We start from the raw sequence: 14,888 nt of genomic DNA on the forward strand, positions 1-14,888 counted from the left end.
ACTCTTGAAACTCTATATAGACGAGCATTGCCCTTCTGCAGCCGCGCGCGGCTGGCCCTGGGCATGAAGAATCTGCCCTTCGAGATCATCGCCGTCATGGAAGACGATGCCGAGACGCCCACGCGCCTGGTCGGCAAGAAGGCCGTGCCGATCATCGGCGACGTCAAGCTGTGGCCGATTCTGCGTTCGCTGAGCATCGTCGACGGGCTACAGTTCCCGCCGGCGGTGCGCAGCGATATGGAACGGCTCGCAGTCGACGGCGAGATGCCGCTGCTGTTCGACCAGGCCAGGTAGGCGCCGTTCCGATCATTGTTGATCAAGGGCGGCAGCCACGATCTTTTCCATATCGGATTGCGCCGCCTCGCAGTTCGCCAGCTGGATGACCGACATGCGGTGGGCCGGTATCCTGAGGATCAGCGTGTCGAATCCCCACAGGCCGCCGCTGTGGAATACGACGTCATGGCCTGCGCGCTGGATCACCTCCAGCCCGAAGCGGTAAGCCGGCACCGAACCGTCCAGCAAGGGCGAAGCCTGCAGCATCGCGCGCAACAGACTCGCTGGATCGGCCCATTGGCGATGCCATTCTTTTTCCCAGCGCAGCAGTTCATTGACGCTCGCGTAGACGCCGCCATCTCCAACCGTGTTGGCATTGCCCAGGTGCTGCTTGTAGCCGAAGGGACGCGCGCGATCGGCTTCATAGCTGAAGACCCGGTGTTCGATGATACTGAAGCGGTCCTCGTCGAACGCGATGCGCCGCATTCCCAGCGGATCGAACAGCTTTTCTCGCGCATAGCGGCCGAGCGACCTGCCGCTCAGGCGCTCCACCAGGGTGGCAAGCAGGATGTAGTTGCTATTGCTGTAGCGGTATCCGGTCGACGTGGGGAAGGTGACGGTGTCGAGACGAGCGATCACCTGCAGGATCATCCGGTTGTCGAAATAGTCGGCCTCGTGGCGCGACAACTGGGATTCGATGAACTGGAAATAGTCCGGGATGCCGCTGCTGTGATTGAGCAGGCTGCGCAGCGGGAAGGGTTGTTCGAACTTCGCCAGTTCCGGCAGGTGGATGCAAACGTCGTCATCGAGCCCGATGGCGCCCGCGCGCACCAGCGACAGCACGCAGGCGGCGGTGAACTGCTTGGATTCGGAGGCGAGGTAATACGCCGAGTCGGAGCCCAAGGGCACCTTCAGTTCGAGCGAGGCCATGCCGTGGTGAAGCTCGAATACGGCCTTGCCGTCGCACAGGACGGCGGCGCTGAAGCCCGGGCCGTCCGGCGGTAAGGTCGATTGCAGTTGCGTGAAATGGTCTTCCAGCCGGTGCACGAAAATCCCTGTCTTGTCCACTATGAGCCGACAAGTATAAGCTCAGCCGCCTGACGCTCGTCCGTGCCGCGCGTGCAGTCGCCGCAAGCGATGCTAAACTGGCAAGCCTGTCCAACTCTGACCAGAAAGGGGATGTCCATGAAAGATCTCGTCAACGATGCCCACAGCCTGCTGGGCGCCAGCGCCTACGACGACGGCGTGAAGCGGCGCGACTTCCTGAAGGCGGCGGTCGGCACCGGTTTCGCCGCGGCCGCGCTGCCGGTGGTCGCGCAGACCCGGATCCAGACCGATGCCGAGGGCCTCGACGCCGCTGACAGCATCCTGGTCATCGAAGGCCAGGACGTGCCCGTCTACCGCGCCCAGCCGCGCGGCAAGACCAACGTCCCGGTCATCCTGGTGGTGTCCGAGATCTTCGGCGTGCATGAGCACATCAAGGACGTGGCGCGCCGCTTCGCCAAGCAGGGCTATATGGCGATCGCGCCCGACCTGTTCGTGCGCCAGGGCGACGCGACCAAGGTCGAGGCCATTCCGGACCTGATCAAGAACATCGTCTCCAAAACGCCGGACGCGCAAGTCATGTCCGACCTCGACACCGTCGTGGCCTGGGCCAAGCAGCGTGGCGGCGACACCACCAAACTGGGGATCACCGGTTTCTGCTGGGGCGGACGCATCACCTGGCTGTACGCGGCGCACAACCTGGACGTCAAGGCGGGCGTGGCCTGGTACGGCCGCCTGGTGGGCGAGGCGACCCCGAACACGCCGAAACACCCGATCGACGTGGCTCAGAACCTCAAGGTGCCGGTGCTGGGCCTGTACGGCGGCAAGGACGGCGGCATCCCGCTGGACACGGTCAAGCGCATGCAGGCCGCCCTCGAAAAGGGCAACAGCCGCTCGACGATCCACGTGTATCCGGACGCCGACCACGCATTCCACGCCGACTACCGCCCGACCTACAACGAGGCTGACGCCAAGGATGGCTGGAACCGCGCGCTGGCGTGGTTCCGCAAGCACGGCGTCGCCTGACGGGTGACAGCCCGCGAGCCTGCCGCTTTGGGCGGGCTCTTGGACGAGCGCCGGCCGGGAGCGGTACAATGCCCGGTTTGCGGATCGTCGCAAGAACAGAACAAGAGGCTTTCAAATCGACCCGCTTATCGACCCGACCCTGAGTTCCATCCTGCTGGCGACCGTGATCGCCGGCGTCGTCAGCATTTCCGGGGCTGCGCTTTTCTCGTTCGCCCTGCTGTCGAAAGTGGTCGAAAAGATGGTCAGCCTGTCGGTCGGCATCATGCTGGCGACGTCGCTGCTGCACGCGCTGCCGGAAGCGTTCGAATCGGGCGCCGACATCAAGAGCCTGTTCGCCACCCTGCTGGCGGGCCTGCTGGCGTTCTTCTTGCTGGAAAAGGTGGCGCTGCTGCGCCATTCGCACCACCACGAGGGCGACGGACACCACCACGCCCACGGCCATGACGCGCGCGAGGCCGGCAAGTCGGGCTGGATGATCCTGCTCGGCGACGGCATGCACAACTTCACCGACGGCATCCTGATCGCGGCGGCCTTCCTGGCCGACCCGGAAGTGGGCATCGTGACCGCGCTGGCCATCGTCGCCCACGAAATCCCGCAAGAGATCGGCGACTTCATCGTGCTGCTCAACGCCGGCTTCTCGCGCCTGCGCGCCTATGTGTTCAACCTGCTGTGCAGCCTGCTGGCGGTGGCGGGCGGCCTGCTGGGCTACTTCACGCTGGACCAGGCCAGCGGCCTGATTCCCTACGTGCTGGTATTCGCCTCGTCGGGCTTCATCTATATCGCGGTGAGCGACCTGATGCCGCAGATGCAGCGCCGCGCGACCCTGAAGGAGTCGGTGCCGCAGGTGTTCCTGATCGCCCTCGGGGTGGCGATCGTGGTGGCGCTGCACGCCTTCTAAAGAAAAAGGGCTTCGCGAAGAAGCCCTTTTTTTCGTTCAATCCGCGCCTTTCGCGACCGGCCGCAAGGCGTCGCCCACCCACTCGCTCCACGATCCCGGATACAGGCTGGCGCCCGGCATGCCCGCCACTTCCAGCGCCAGCAGGTTGTGGCAGGCGGTCACGCCCGATCCGCACTGCATGATGGCGCGCTCTGGATCGTCGACCAGGGCGCCGAACTCCGCGCGCAGGTCTTCCGGGGCCTTGAAGCGGCCGTCGGCCTGCAGGTTGTCCTTGAAGAAGCGATTCCTGGCGCCCGGGATGTGGCCGCCCACCGGGTCGATCGTTTCGTTCTCGCCGCGGAAGCGGTCGGCCGCGCGGGCGTCGATCACGATGCGCTGGCCGCTTTCCAGGTTGTCCATCACCTCGCGCACCGTCACGGTCGGCACGAAGGGCGCGCGCACGCTCAGGCTGCCGCGCGGCCTGGCGGGCGTCTCGGTCGACAAGGGCTGGCCCAGCGCCTGCCAGGCCGCCATGCCGCCGTCGAGCACCGCCACCGCCTCGTGGCCCAGCCAGCGCAGCAGCCACCACAGGCGCGCCGCGAACATGCCGCCGTGGGCGTCGTAGGCGACCACTTGCGTGTCGTCATCGATGCCGAACGCCTGCAGGGCTTGCGCCAGCGCTTCCTTCTCCGGCAGCGGATGGCGGCCGAGGAACACGCCGTCGGGCCCGCGCTTGGCGCCCGACAGCACGGTCTCGATGTCGGCGAACACCGCGTTCGGCAGGTGGCCGGCGGCATAGCCTTCGCGCCCGGCGGCGAGGTTCACCAGGTCGTGGCGGCAGTCCACCACGACCCATGTCGGGTCGTCGATATGGGCGGCCAGCTGGCTGGCCGAAATCAGGGTCTTGAACATGGCGTTAAGTCTCCTTCTACGATTCGCTGACCACGGGGTCCTGGTCCTTGACGACGGCGCCGCGCGCCGTCTTGCGGGTATTGTAGAACGTCGCGGCCAGTCCTGAGAGCAGGATCACGCCGATGCCCAGCCACACATGCCAGTCGAAGGCGTCGCCCCACAGGATCAGGCCCCACAGGGTGGAAAACACGATGCCGGTGTACTGCAGGTTGGCCACCACCAGCACCTTGCCCACGCGGTAGGCGCGGGTCATGCACATCTGGGCGATCAGGGCGGCGCTGCCGATTCCCAGCAGCAGCACGAAGCCGTAGGCCGTGTGCGCATGGAACAGGGCGCCTTGCGGGCCGTCGCCGGCCAGGGTGGCGACGAGGCCGACCAGGGTCGTGGTCAGCGAGAAGTAGAACACCACGCGGTATTCCGGTTCGCCCAGTTGGCCGAGCTTGCGCACCTGCATATAGGCCATGGCCGAGATCATCGACGAGCACACGCCGGCCAGGCCGCCCAGCCACTGGTTGCTCTCGACCGCCGGCTGCAGCACCATGGTCACGCCGAAGAAGCTGGACGCGATCGCCACCACCAGCGGCCATTCGGCATGCTTGGTCTTGGTCCACCAGCCCATGACGAACATCCCGGCCGCGATCCAGATCGGCGCCATGTAGTTGAGCGTCATCGCGGTGGCCAGCGGCAGGCGGCCGATCGCGAAGAACCACAGCCACAGCGAGGTCACGCCGACCAGGCTGCGCCACAGGTGGGCCTTGCCGAAATCCGTCTTGAAGGTGCCGCCCTGGCGGCGCACCATGAACAGCAGGATGAGGGTGCCGATCAGGCCCCGGTACATCAGGAGTTCGGAGGTGGAATAGAACTCGGAAGCCAGCTTCACGCCCGCGCCCATGGCGGTGAACGCGAAGCTGGCGTACAACATCCAGAGGGAAGCCATCGGATTTCCAGTGAAGGACCGTGCGGCATTGGCGCCGCGCGGTCCGGGCGCCGGAGTGCGGCGCCGGTTTTACGACTTGAAGGTTAGAATGTGATCCTGCTGCGATACCACTCATGGAAGTGCTGCATGCCGTCTTCCATGGGCGACTGGTACGGACCGACCTCGTTGACGCCGCGCGCCAGCAGGATCTTGCGGCCGGCGTCCATGCGCAGGCCGATCTCGTCGTCCTCGACCGCCGTTTCCATATAGGCGGCGCGCTCGGCCTCGACGAATTCGCGCTCGAACAGCACGATCTCTTCGGGGTAGTAGAACTCGACCACGTTGCGGGTCTTCTGCGGGCCGTCCGGCCACAGGGTCGACACCACCAGCACGTTCGGATACCACTCGACCATGATGTTCGGGTACAGCGTCAGCCAGATCGCGCCGTACTTCGGCGGCTGGCCGTTGTTGAACTTCAGCACCTGCTCCTGCCAGCGTTTATAGGCCGGCGAGCCGGCCTTCTGCAGCGCGCGGTTCACGCCCACGGTCTGCACGCTGTAGTCGCTGCCGAATTCCCATTTCAGGTCGTCGCACGAGACGAAGTTGCCCAGGCCCGGGTGGAACGGCTCGACGTGGTAATCCTCCAGGTAGACCTCGATGAAGGTCTTCCAGTTGTAGTCGCACTCGTGGATCTCGACGTGGTCGAACATATAGCCCGAGAAGTCGAGGTCCTTCGTCACCGACAGCTTGCCGAGCTTTTCCATCACGTTGTAGCCGTTCTGTTCGAACAGCAGGCCGTTCCAGTTCTGCAGCGGGGTCCTGGACAGGTTCAGGCACGGCGTGTCCGCGAAATGCGGTGCGCCGATCAATTCGCCCTTCAGGTCATAGGTCCAGCGGTGCAGCGGGCACACGATGTTCTTCGCGTTGCCGCGGCCATTGAACATCAGCGCCTGGCGGTGGCGGCAGACGTTGGAAAGCACTTCGATGCCGCCCGCGTTACGCACCAGCATGCGGCCTTCGTGTTCGGAGGCGAGCGTCGCGAAGTCCCCGGTTTCCGGCACCATCAATTCATGGCCGATGTAGCGCGGGCCATTGTGGAACAGTTGCTGCATCTCGCGCTTGAGGAGCGCGTCGTCAAAATAAACATTTACCGGAAGCTGTGCGTTCGAGCGCGCCAGCTTGGCGTGGGTAGCCAGATCGGACATCCCAACCCCCCTTTAAGTAAGCTTCCAAAGAAGAGAAAGAATCCAAAGACCAGTATTTAAGTAGAGGAATACGGTATTTCGGACAGAACCGGAGATTATACTGCGTAACAGGCTCTACCGTCTTGGGCCGGCGCGAGATTGTGGTGCGCGGCGCTTGATGTGTTGCCGATGAGGCATGGTTTTCATATTGGAAAAGGGGCAGCGAGGGGACAAATAAAGGGCGTCGGCCGGATTCCTGACGCACCTGCCAGTTGTGAATGCTGCAATGTGCGCCCCCCGTGGGGTGGGATTGATCTAAAATACGCGATTGGACTGACCCACGGCGCACAACTGGGCGCCTTCACGAAACCGACTTATGGCAAAGAATATGACAGCGGACAGCGCGCCGGCAGCAGCCGCGGCGCCTCCGCAATCCTTCGAGCAGGCGATGACCGAACTGGCCCAGCTCGTGACACAGATGGAATCCGGCGCCTTGCCGCTGGAAGCCTCGGTCGCGGCCTATGCGCGCGGCTCCGAACTGGTCAAGTATTGCGCCGCCCAGCTCGAAAAAGTCGAGTCCCAGGTCAAGGTGCTCGAGGGCGACATGCTCAAGCCATTCAGCGACGACGAGGTCACGCAATGACGGTGCAGGATTTCAGCGCCTGGACCCGCGAGGTCCAGGCCAGGGTCGAGGAAGCGCTCGACGCCTTCCTGCCGCCCGCCGACCGGGTGCCGCACAAGCTGCACGAGGCGATGCGCTACACCACGCTCGGCGGCGGCAAGCGCGTGCGCCCGCTGCTGGCGTATGCCGCCGGCGCGCTGTTCGACGCCGACCCCGCGGCGCTGGCCCGGGTCGCGAGCGCGGTCGAGATGATCCATGTGTATTCGCTGGTGCACGACGACATGCCGTGCATGGACGACGACGCCCTGCGCCGCGGCAAGCCGACGGTGCACGTGGCCTATGACGAAGCGACCGCGCTGCTGGTCGGCGACACCCTGCAGGCGCAAGCCTTCGAGGTGGTGGCCAGCCTTGATGCCGCGGCGGTGCCGCCGGCGCGCCAGTTGACGATGGTGCGCCTGCTGGCGCAGGCCGCCGGCTCGAACGGGATGTGCGGCGGCCAGGCGATCGACCTCGATAGCGTCGGCCTGTCGCTCACCCGCGAACAGCTCGAGCGCATGCACCAATTGAAGACCGGCGCCATGCTGCGCGTGTCGGTGCTGCTCGGCGCGCTCGCCGGGCGCGACCTGGCAACGCACGAACTCGAAGCGCTGGATGCGTATTCCGCCGCTGTAGGCCTGGCGTTCCAGGTGGTCGACGACGTGCTCGACGCCACCGCCGATTCGGCCACGCTGGGCAAGACCGCCGGCAAGGACGCGGCCGACAACAAACCGACCTATGTGTCGATCCTCGGCCTGGAGCCATCGCGCGCGCTGGCCGAACAACTGCGGCGTGACGCGCACGAAGCGCTGGCGCCATTTGGAGACAAAGCACAGCGTCTGCGCGAACTGGCAGACCTGATCGTGCAGCGGAAGGCCTAAATGAACCTGCTAGAAAAAATCAACGACCCATCCGACCTGCGCAAGCTGCCGCGCACCCAGCTCACCCCGCTGGCGCACGAGCTGCGCCAGTTCCTGCTCGAGTCGGTGTCCAAGACCGGCGGCCACCTGTCGTCCAACCTGGGCACGGTGGAGCTGACGATCGCGCTGCACTACGTGTACGACACGCCGCGCGACCGCATCGTGTGGGATGTCGGCCACCAGACCTATTCGCACAAGATCCTCACCGGTCGCCGCGGCCGCATGCCCACCTTGCGCCAGCTGAACGGCCTGTCGGGCTTCCCGAAACGCGACGAGAGCGAGTACGACACCTTTGGCACCGCCCACTCGTCGACCTCGATCTCGGCGGCGCTGGGCATGGCCACCGCGGCCAAGATCAAGGGCGAGGACCGCCATGCGATCGCCGTCATCGGCGACGGCTCCATGACCGCCGGCATGGCGTTCGAGGCGCTGAATAACGCGGGCGTCGAGGACGACGTCAACCTGCTGGTCATCCTGAACGACAACGACATGTCGATCTCGCCGCCGGTCGGCGCCCTGAACCGCTACCTGGCGCGCCTGCTGTCGGGCCAGTTCTACGCCGCCGCCAAGAACGTGGGCAAGAGCGTGCTGCCGGCGCCGGTGCTGGATCTCGCGCGCAAGCTCGAAGAACACGCCAAGGGCATGGTGGTCCCGGCCACGATGTTCGAGGAATTCGGCTTCAATTACATCGGCCCGATCGACGGCCACGACCTCGATTCGCTGATCCCGACGCTGGAAAACATCAAGAAGCTCAAGGGCCCGCAATTCCTGCACGTGGTGACCAAGAAGGGCCAGGGCTACAAGCTGGCCGAGGCCGAGCCGATCCTGTACCACGGCACCGGCAAGTTCAACCACCTCGAGGGCATCAAGCCGTCCACCGCGCCGGGCAAGATCACGTATACCGAGGTATTCGGCAACTGGTTGTGCGACATGGCCGCCGCCGATAAACGCCTGGTCGGCATCACGCCCGCCATGCGCGAAGGCTCGGGCATGGTGCGCTTCCACCAGGAGTACCCGCAGCGCTACTTCGACGTCGGCATCGCCGAGCAGCACTCTGTGACCTTCGCGGCCGGCATGGCCACGGAAGGCGTGAAGCCTGTCGTGGCGATCTATTCGACCTTCCTGCAGCGCGCCTACGACCAGCTGATCCACGACGTGGCGCTGCAGAACCTGGACGTGACCTTCGCGCTGGACCGCGCAGGCCTGGTGGGCGCCGACGGCGCGACCCACGCCGGCAACTACGACCTGGCCTACCTGCGCTGCATCCCGAACATGGTCGTGATGGCTGCGTCGGACGAGAACGAGTGCCGCCAGATGCTGACCACGGCCTACCACTATCCCGGCCCGGCCGCGGTGCGTTATCCGCGCGGCGCCGGCGTCGGCGCCCAGATCGCCGAGGCCCTGACCTCGATCGAGATCGGCAAGGGCGAGGTGCGCCGCACCGGCAAGGGCGTCGCGATCCTGGCCTTCGGTTCGATGGTGGCGCCGAGCCTGAAGGCGGGCGACGAACTCGATGCGACGGTGGCCAATATGCGCTTCGTGAAGCCGCTCGACGTCGAGCTGGTCAAGCGCCTGGCGCAGGAGCACGAGTTCCTGGTGACGGTGGAAGAGGGCTGCATCATGGGCGGCGCCGGCGCCGCCGTGATGGAAGCGCTGGCCGCCGCCGGCATCGCCAAGCCGGTGCTGAACCTGGGCCTGCCCGACAACTTCATCGACCAGGGCGATCCGCAAGCGCTGCTGGCGTCGGTGGGCCTGGATGCCAAGGGCATTGCAGCCTCCATTCGCGCGCGCCTGGTGGCGCAGGGCGAGCCGCGGCTGGTGGTGAATAACGGCTGATTGCGCGATACGCGCAGGCACGAAAGAAAAACCGCTTTCCGTAGAAAGCGGTTTTTTTATCCCGGCTGCCCGAACAAGGCCTCGGCGCGCTGGTACAGGATCCAGGAAGTAGCGATGTACTTGTCGCCGCTCCTGGCCACATTGCCGCGGTGGGTATGGGTGAAGCCCGCCGGCGCGATCACCAGCCGCCCTTTTTTTGGCGCGATCTTGCGGCCCTGGTACAGGAACTCGGTCTCGCCGCCATCGTCCACGTCGTTGAGATAGAACATCCACAGCAGCACGCGGTGCAGCGAATCGCAGCTGGCGTTCTGCGGATAGATCTCGGAATGCCAGTGGTGGTAGCCGCCGCTATTCTGCCGGTACTTCTGCAGGTTGATGGTGCCGGGGCGGTACAGCACGCGCACCAGGTCTTCGATATACGGGCGGCCCACTTCCTCGAAGTTGTCCATCGATAGCACCGTCGGCGCGCCGGTCTGCGGGTGCTCCAGGGTCGGCGACAGGGACCCCATCAGCAGCATGCGGTAGCGATCGACGTACTGCACCAGGTGGCGCGACATCGTCTCGAGCAGCAGCTGGGTGACGTCGTCCCACTCGCGGTGCAGGTTGATGGTGATGTCGTAGCTGTCCTTCTTGTCGACGTCGACGCCGTTGCCGGTGCGCCCGCGCACGACCTTGTCGCTGGCCTCGAAGCGCGCCAGCAGGGCGTCGCACTGCTGCGCGCTGAGCGCGTCGTCATAGACGCCGATGAAGTCATCCATCACCTTGTCGTCCATGGATCAGCCCCGCTTGCGTTCGTGCTGCCACAGCACGTCGCTGCCGCCGGCATGGCGGTTCAGCACGCGCGCCAGCACGAACATCAGGTCGGACAGGCGGTTGACGTACTGGCGCGGGTGGGCGTGGATCTGCTCCGCCTTCGACAGCGCCACGATGGCGCGCTCGGCGCGCCGGCATACGGTGCGGCAGACGTGGGCGGTGGACGCTGCGCGCGAGCCGGCCGGGAGGATGAATTCCTTCAGGACCGGCAGGTCGGCGTTGTATTTCTCGAGCAGGCCGTCCAGGCGCGCCACGTGTTCTTCCTTGATCATCTGGTAGCCGGGGATGCACAGCTCGCCGCCCAGGTCGAACAGGTCGTGCTGGATCGACACCAGCTCTTCGCGCAATGCAGCCGGCATGTCTTCGCACAGCAGCAGGCCGACGAAGGAGTTGAGTTCGTCGACTTCGCCCAGCGCGTGGATGCGCGCGCTGTCCTTGCCGGTGCGGCTGCCGTCGCCCAGGCCGGTGCTGCCATCGTCGCCGGTGCGGGTCGCGATTTTCGAGAGGCGGTTGCCCATGATGTTGCCTTATGCGTTGGTGAGAAAAAACGATGGGACGAGCATACGACAAAACGTGGTAATTGTGCTTACAATCGAAGCATGCACGACCTCGTCTCCCATCCAGGCCCAGTCGCCACGCATGACCCCACCGAGCGGCGCAATCAGGTGGCGGCGGCCCTGCGCGCGCGCCTGCCGGCGGGCGCTGTCCTGTCCGACCCCGAAGACACCCGGCCCTATGAATGCGACGGCCTGGCCGCCTACCGCCAGCTGCCGCTGGTCGTGACCCTGCCGACCGACGAGGCGCAGGTGCTGGCCATCCTCGACGTCTGCCGCGAATTGCAGGCGCCGATCGTGCCGCGCGGCGCCGGCACCGGGCTGTCGGGCGGCGCGCTGCCGATCCGCGACGGCGTCGTGCTGTCCACTGCGCGCATGAGCCAGATCAAGCGCGTCGACCCGCTGGCGCGCACCGCCGTCGTCCAGCCTGGTGTGCGCAACCTGGCGATCTCCGAAGCCGCCGCCCAGTTCGGCCTGTACTACGCGCCCGACCCGTCGTCGCAGATCGCCTGCACCATCGGCGGCAACGTGGCCGAGAACTCGGGCGGCGTGCACTGCCTCAAATATGGCCTGACGGTGCACAATGTGCTGCGGGTGCGGGTCGCCACCATCGAGGGCGATATCATCGAACTGGGCGGCGCAGCGCTCGATGCGCCGGGCCTGGATTTGCTGGCGGTGTTCATCGGTTCCGAAGGCATGCTGGGCATCGTCACCGAGGTGACCGTGAAGCTGGTGCCGAAGCCGGCGCTGGCCCAGGTCATCATGGCGTCGTTCAGCGATGTGGTCACGGCCGGCAATGCGGTGGCCGACGTGATCGCGGCCGGCATCATCCCGGCCGGCCTCGAAATGATGGACCGCACCTCGGTGCGCATGGTCGAGCCCTTCGTGCAGGCCGGCTACGACCTCGACGCCGCCGCCATCCTGTTGTGCGAGGCCGATGGCACGGCGCTCGAGGTGGCCGAAGAAATCGCGCGCATGAGCGCGGTGCTCGAGCGCGCCGGCGCCACGGCGATCACGGTGTCGCAGAGCGAAGCCGAGCGGGTGCGCTTCTGGTCCGGCCGCAAGAACGCCTTCCCGGCGGCGGGCCGCATCTCGCCAGATTACTACTGCATGGACGGCACCATCCCGCGCAAGCAGCTGGCGCGGGTGCTGGCCGGCATCGCCGCGATGGAACAGACCTATGGCCTGCGCTGCTCGAACGTGTTCCACGCCGGCGACGGCAATATGCATCCGCTGATCCTGTTCGACGCCAGCGCGCCCGGCGAATTCGAGCGCGCCGAAGCCTTCGGGGCGGCGATCCTGGCGCTGTGCGTCGAAGTGGGCGGCACCATCACCGGCGAGCATGGCGTGGGCATGGAAAAGATCGACTCCATGTGCGTGCAATTCGGCCGCAAGGAACTCGACGCCTTCTTCGCGGTCAAGCATGCCTTCGACCCGGTCGCGCTGCTCAATCCGGACAAGGCGATCCCGACCCCGCACCGCTGCGCCGAATTCGGCAAGCTGCACGTGCACCACGGCGAGGTTCCGTTCCCGGACCTGCCGCGTTTTTGAACGAGAGCCGATATGGGAACGATCGAACGATTCCAGGAACGGGTGCGGGCCGCGGCGAGTGATCGCCAGCCGCTGTGCATCCGCGGCGGCGGCAGCAAGGACTGGTATGGCGGCGCGCCACAGGGCGCGGTTCTCGACACCCGCGACCACGCCGGCATCGTCGACTACGAGCCGACCGAACTCGTGGTCACGGCGCGCTGCGGCACGCCGCTGGCCGAGATCGAGGCGCTGCTCGCACGCCACAACCAGATGCTGGCCTTCGAGCCGCCGCATTTTTCGGCTACCGCCACCGTGGGCGGCACGGTCGCGGCGGGCTTGTCCGGTCCGCGGCGCGGCAGCAGCGGCGCCACGCGCGACTTCGTGCTCGGCGCCAGGCTGCTGGACGGGAAGGGCGACGTGCTGGCGTTCGGCGGCAAGGTGATGAAGAACGTGGCCGGCTACGACGTCTCGCGCATGCTGGCCGGTTCGATGGGCACGCTCGGCCTGCTGCTGGAAGTGTCCTTGAAGGTGCTGCCGCGGCCCTTCGCCGAGGCCACGCTGCGCTTCGAGATGAGCGAGATCGACGCCATCCGCCGCCTGAACGAATGGGGCGGCCAGCCCTTGCCGCTGTCGGGCAGCGCCTGGTGCGGCGGCCAGCTGGCGCTGCGCCTGTCCGGCGCCGAGGCGGCGGTCGACGCCGCGATGCGGCTGCTGGGCGGCGAAGCGGTGCCGCATCCGGATGCGGCGGCGTTCTGGACCGACCTGCGCGAACAGCGTCATGCCTTCTTCACAGGGAGCGAACCCCTGTGGCGCCTGTCGGTGCCGTCGACCACCGGCGCGCTGGTGCTCGGCGGCGACCAGCTGATCGAGTGGGGCGGCGCCCAGCGCTGGCTGCGCACCGGTGGCGATGCCGCCACGGCCGACACGGTCCGGCGCACGGCACAAGCCTGCGGCGGCCATGCGACCCTGTTCCGTGGCGGCGACAAGGGCAGCGGCGTGTTCCAGCCGCTGGCGCCGGTGCTGGCGCGCATCCATGCGCGCATGAAGGATGCCTTCGATCCCGCCCACATCTTCAACCCGGGCCGCCTGTATCCCGAAAGCGCCTGACCCATGCAAACGACATTAGCCGACTTCATCAAGGGCACGCGCGAAGGCGCGGAAGCTGAAGCGATCCTGCGCGCCTGCGTGCACTGCGGCTTCTGCACCGCCACCTGTCCGACCTATCAACTGCTGGGCGACGAACTCGATGGCCCGCGCGGACGCATCTACCTGATCAAGCAGGTGCTCGAAGGCGCGCAGCCGACCCGCAAGACCCAGCTCCATCTGGACCGCTGCCTCACCTGCCGCAACTGCGAGACCACCTGTCCGTCCGGCGTCAAGTATGGCCGCCTGGTCGACATCGGCCGCAAGCTGGTCGACGAGCGCGTGCCGCGTCCCTTGAATGAAAGGATCAAGCGCACCACGCTCAAGGAATGCCTGCCGCGCGCCGGCGTGTTCAGGCCGGCCTTCCGGGCAGGCCAGGCGCTGCGGCCGCTGTTACCGGCCGCTCTGCAGGACAAGCTGCAGCCGGGGCGCGCCGCCGGCCACTGGCCGGCGCGGGTCCACGCGCGCAAGATGCTGCTGCTGGACGGCTGCGTGCAGCCGGCGATGGCGCCGAACATCAACGCTGCCACCGCGCGCGTGCTCGATTCTCTCGGCGTGCAGCTGCTCGTGGCGCCCAAGGCCGGCTGCTGCGGCGCGCTGCGCTACCACATGAACGACCAGGACGGCGGCCTGGGCGACATGCGGCGCAACGTCGATGCCTGGTGGCCCTACGTGGAACAGGGCGCGGTCGAGGCGATCGTGATGACCGCCTCCGGTTGCGGCGTCACCGTCAAGGAGTACGGCCACCTGCTCGCGCATGATCCGGATTACGCCGACAAGGCGCGCCGCATCAGCGAGTTGACGCGCGACCTGTCCGAGATCCTGCCGCAATTCGAGGAGCAGATCAGGACGCGGGCGCAGGGGAGAAGCGCGCCGCGCGTGGCCTACCACCCGCCCTGCACCCTGCAGCACGGCCAGCAGATTCGCGGCAAGGTCGAAAGTATGCTGCACGCGGCCGGCGTGGACGTGGTGCTGTGCGCCGACAACCACCTGTGCTGCGGCTCGGCCGGCGCCTATTCGGTGCTGCAGCCGGAGATCGCGCACGCGCTGCGCGACCGCAAGCTGGCCAGCCTGGCGGCGACCGGTGCCGAGGAGATCGTGTCGGCGAACATCGGCTGCCTGACCCACCTGCAGTCGGGCACGGACAAGCCGGTGGCGCACTGGATCGAATTGCTCGAGCGGGCATTGCGCTGATTGCGCGC

14 protein-coding genes and 2 pseudogenes are annotated in these 14,888 nt (G+C 66.4%); 10 read left to right on the plus strand and 6 right to left on the minus strand.

Annotation, left to right across the window (positions count from 1 at the left end; translation table 11 throughout):
- Window positions 1–27: 27 nt before the first annotated feature.
- Window positions 28–294, plus strand: a complete 267-nt coding sequence (locus tag KY496_RS22980; protein WP_267877507.1) for a glutathione S-transferase N-terminal domain-containing protein — start codon at window positions 28–30, stop codon at window positions 292–294.
- Window positions 295–306: 12 nt separating this feature from the next.
- On the opposite strand, the gene KY496_RS22985 is transcribed toward KY496_RS22980, so the two are convergent.
- Complete coding sequence (locus KY496_RS22985; protein WP_219862611.1) at window positions 307–1,320, minus strand: serine hydrolase; 1,014 nt, start codon at window positions 1,318–1,320, stop codon at window positions 307–309.
- 138 nt (window positions 1,321–1,458) lie between these two features.
- On the opposite strand from KY496_RS22985, the gene KY496_RS22990 reads away from it, so the two are divergent.
- Window positions 1,459–2,343: a dienelactone hydrolase family protein gene (locus KY496_RS22990; RefSeq protein WP_219862612.1), complete on the plus strand. Its 885-nt coding sequence runs from the start codon at window positions 1,459–1,461 to the stop codon at window positions 2,341–2,343.
- Between the two features lie 163 nt (window positions 2,344–2,506).
- On the plus strand, window positions 2,507–3,241 hold the full coding sequence (locus KY496_RS22995) for a ZIP family metal transporter (protein ID WP_005668018.1): 735 nt from the start codon (window positions 2,507–2,509) through the stop codon (window positions 3,239–3,241).
- Window positions 3,242–3,277: 36 nt separating this feature from the next.
- Here KY496_RS22995 and KY496_RS23000 read toward each other — a convergent pair whose 3' ends face one another.
- Window positions 3,278–4,132, minus strand: a complete 855-nt coding sequence (locus tag KY496_RS23000; RefSeq protein ID WP_219862614.1) for a sulfurtransferase — start codon at window positions 4,130–4,132, stop codon at window positions 3,278–3,280.
- A 461-nt stretch (window positions 4,133–4,593) separates the two neighbouring features.
- Between KY496_RS23000 and KY496_RS27490 the strand changes: the two are divergent.
- A pseudogene (locus KY496_RS27490) lies at window positions 4,594–4,725 on the plus strand (hypothetical protein); the annotation flags it as partial.
- On the opposite strand, the pseudogene KY496_RS27495 reads toward KY496_RS27490, so the two are convergent.
- Together KY496_RS27495 and KY496_RS23010 are read right to left on the minus strand one after the other, a co-directional pair.
- Window positions 4,677–5,069, minus strand: a pseudogene (locus KY496_RS27495) (EamA family transporter); the annotation flags it as partial. The pseudogenes KY496_RS27490 and KY496_RS27495 overlap by 49 nt on opposite strands.
- 83 nt (window positions 5,070–5,152) lie before the next feature.
- On the minus strand, window positions 5,153–6,253 hold the full coding sequence (locus tag KY496_RS23010) for an aromatic ring-hydroxylating dioxygenase subunit alpha (RefSeq protein WP_219862618.1): 1,101 nt from the start codon (window positions 6,251–6,253) through the stop codon (window positions 5,153–5,155).
- A gap of 367 nt (window positions 6,254–6,620) precedes the next feature.
- Between KY496_RS23010 and KY496_RS23015 the strand changes: the two genes are divergently transcribed.
- From KY496_RS23015 to dxs, 3 genes are read left to right on the plus strand one after another with little or no spacing between them, the layout of a single operon-like run.
- Window positions 6,621–6,875 carry an exodeoxyribonuclease VII small subunit gene (locus KY496_RS23015; protein WP_229520344.1) on the plus strand — a complete coding sequence of 85 codons (255 nt, stop codon included), beginning with the start codon at window positions 6,621–6,623 and terminating at the stop codon, window positions 6,873–6,875.
- The gene (locus KY496_RS23020; protein ID WP_005668028.1) at window positions 6,872–7,771 is read left to right on the plus strand and encodes a polyprenyl synthetase family protein; all 900 of its coding nucleotides are present in this window, start codon (window positions 6,872–6,874) and stop codon (window positions 7,769–7,771) included. Before KY496_RS23015 ends, KY496_RS23020 begins: the two co-directional genes overlap by 4 nt.
- Window positions 7,772–9,646, plus strand: coding sequence for a 1-deoxy-D-xylulose-5-phosphate synthase (gene dxs, locus KY496_RS23025; protein ID WP_219862621.1), 1,875 nt, complete (start codon window positions 7,772–7,774; stop codon window positions 9,644–9,646). It abuts the gene before it with no gap.
- Window positions 9,647–9,702: 56 nt separating this feature from the next.
- On the opposite strand, the gene KY496_RS23030 is transcribed toward dxs, so the two are convergent.
- Together KY496_RS23030 and KY496_RS23035 are read right to left on the minus strand one after the other, a co-directional pair.
- On the minus strand, window positions 9,703–10,419 hold the full coding sequence (locus KY496_RS23030; RefSeq protein ID WP_229409837.1) for a 2OG-Fe(II) oxygenase: 717 nt from the start codon (window positions 10,417–10,419) through the stop codon (window positions 9,703–9,705).
- A gap of 3 nt (window positions 10,420–10,422) precedes the next feature.
- Window positions 10,423–10,977 (minus strand): cob(I)yrinic acid a,c-diamide adenosyltransferase, encoded by a 555-nt coding sequence (locus tag KY496_RS23035; protein ID WP_005668037.1) that lies wholly within the window; start codon window positions 10,975–10,977, stop codon window positions 10,423–10,425.
- An 81-nt stretch (window positions 10,978–11,058) separates the two neighbouring features.
- Here KY496_RS23035 and KY496_RS23040 point away from each other — a divergent pair, with 81 nt between their 5' ends.
- From KY496_RS23040 to glcF, 3 genes are read left to right on the plus strand one after another with little or no spacing between them, the layout of a single operon-like run.
- Complete coding sequence (locus tag KY496_RS23040) at window positions 11,059–12,564, plus strand: FAD-linked oxidase C-terminal domain-containing protein (protein ID WP_184239616.1); 1,506 nt, start codon at window positions 11,059–11,061, stop codon at window positions 12,562–12,564.
- Between the two features lie 12 nt (window positions 12,565–12,576).
- Window positions 12,577–13,650 (plus strand): glycolate oxidase subunit GlcE, encoded by a 1,074-nt coding sequence (glcE, locus tag KY496_RS23045; RefSeq protein WP_005668039.1) that lies wholly within the window; start codon window positions 12,577–12,579, stop codon window positions 13,648–13,650.
- Window positions 13,651–13,653: 3 nt separating this feature from the next.
- On the plus strand, window positions 13,654–14,880 hold the full coding sequence (glcF, locus tag KY496_RS23050; protein ID WP_005668041.1) for a glycolate oxidase subunit GlcF: 1,227 nt from the start codon (window positions 13,654–13,656) through the stop codon (window positions 14,878–14,880).
- Window positions 14,881–14,888: the final 8 nt, after the last annotated feature.

The organism is Massilia sp. NP310 (genome assembly GCF_019443485.1).
Lineage (GTDB): Bacteria > Pseudomonadota > Gammaproteobacteria > Burkholderiales > Burkholderiaceae_D > Telluria > Telluria timonae.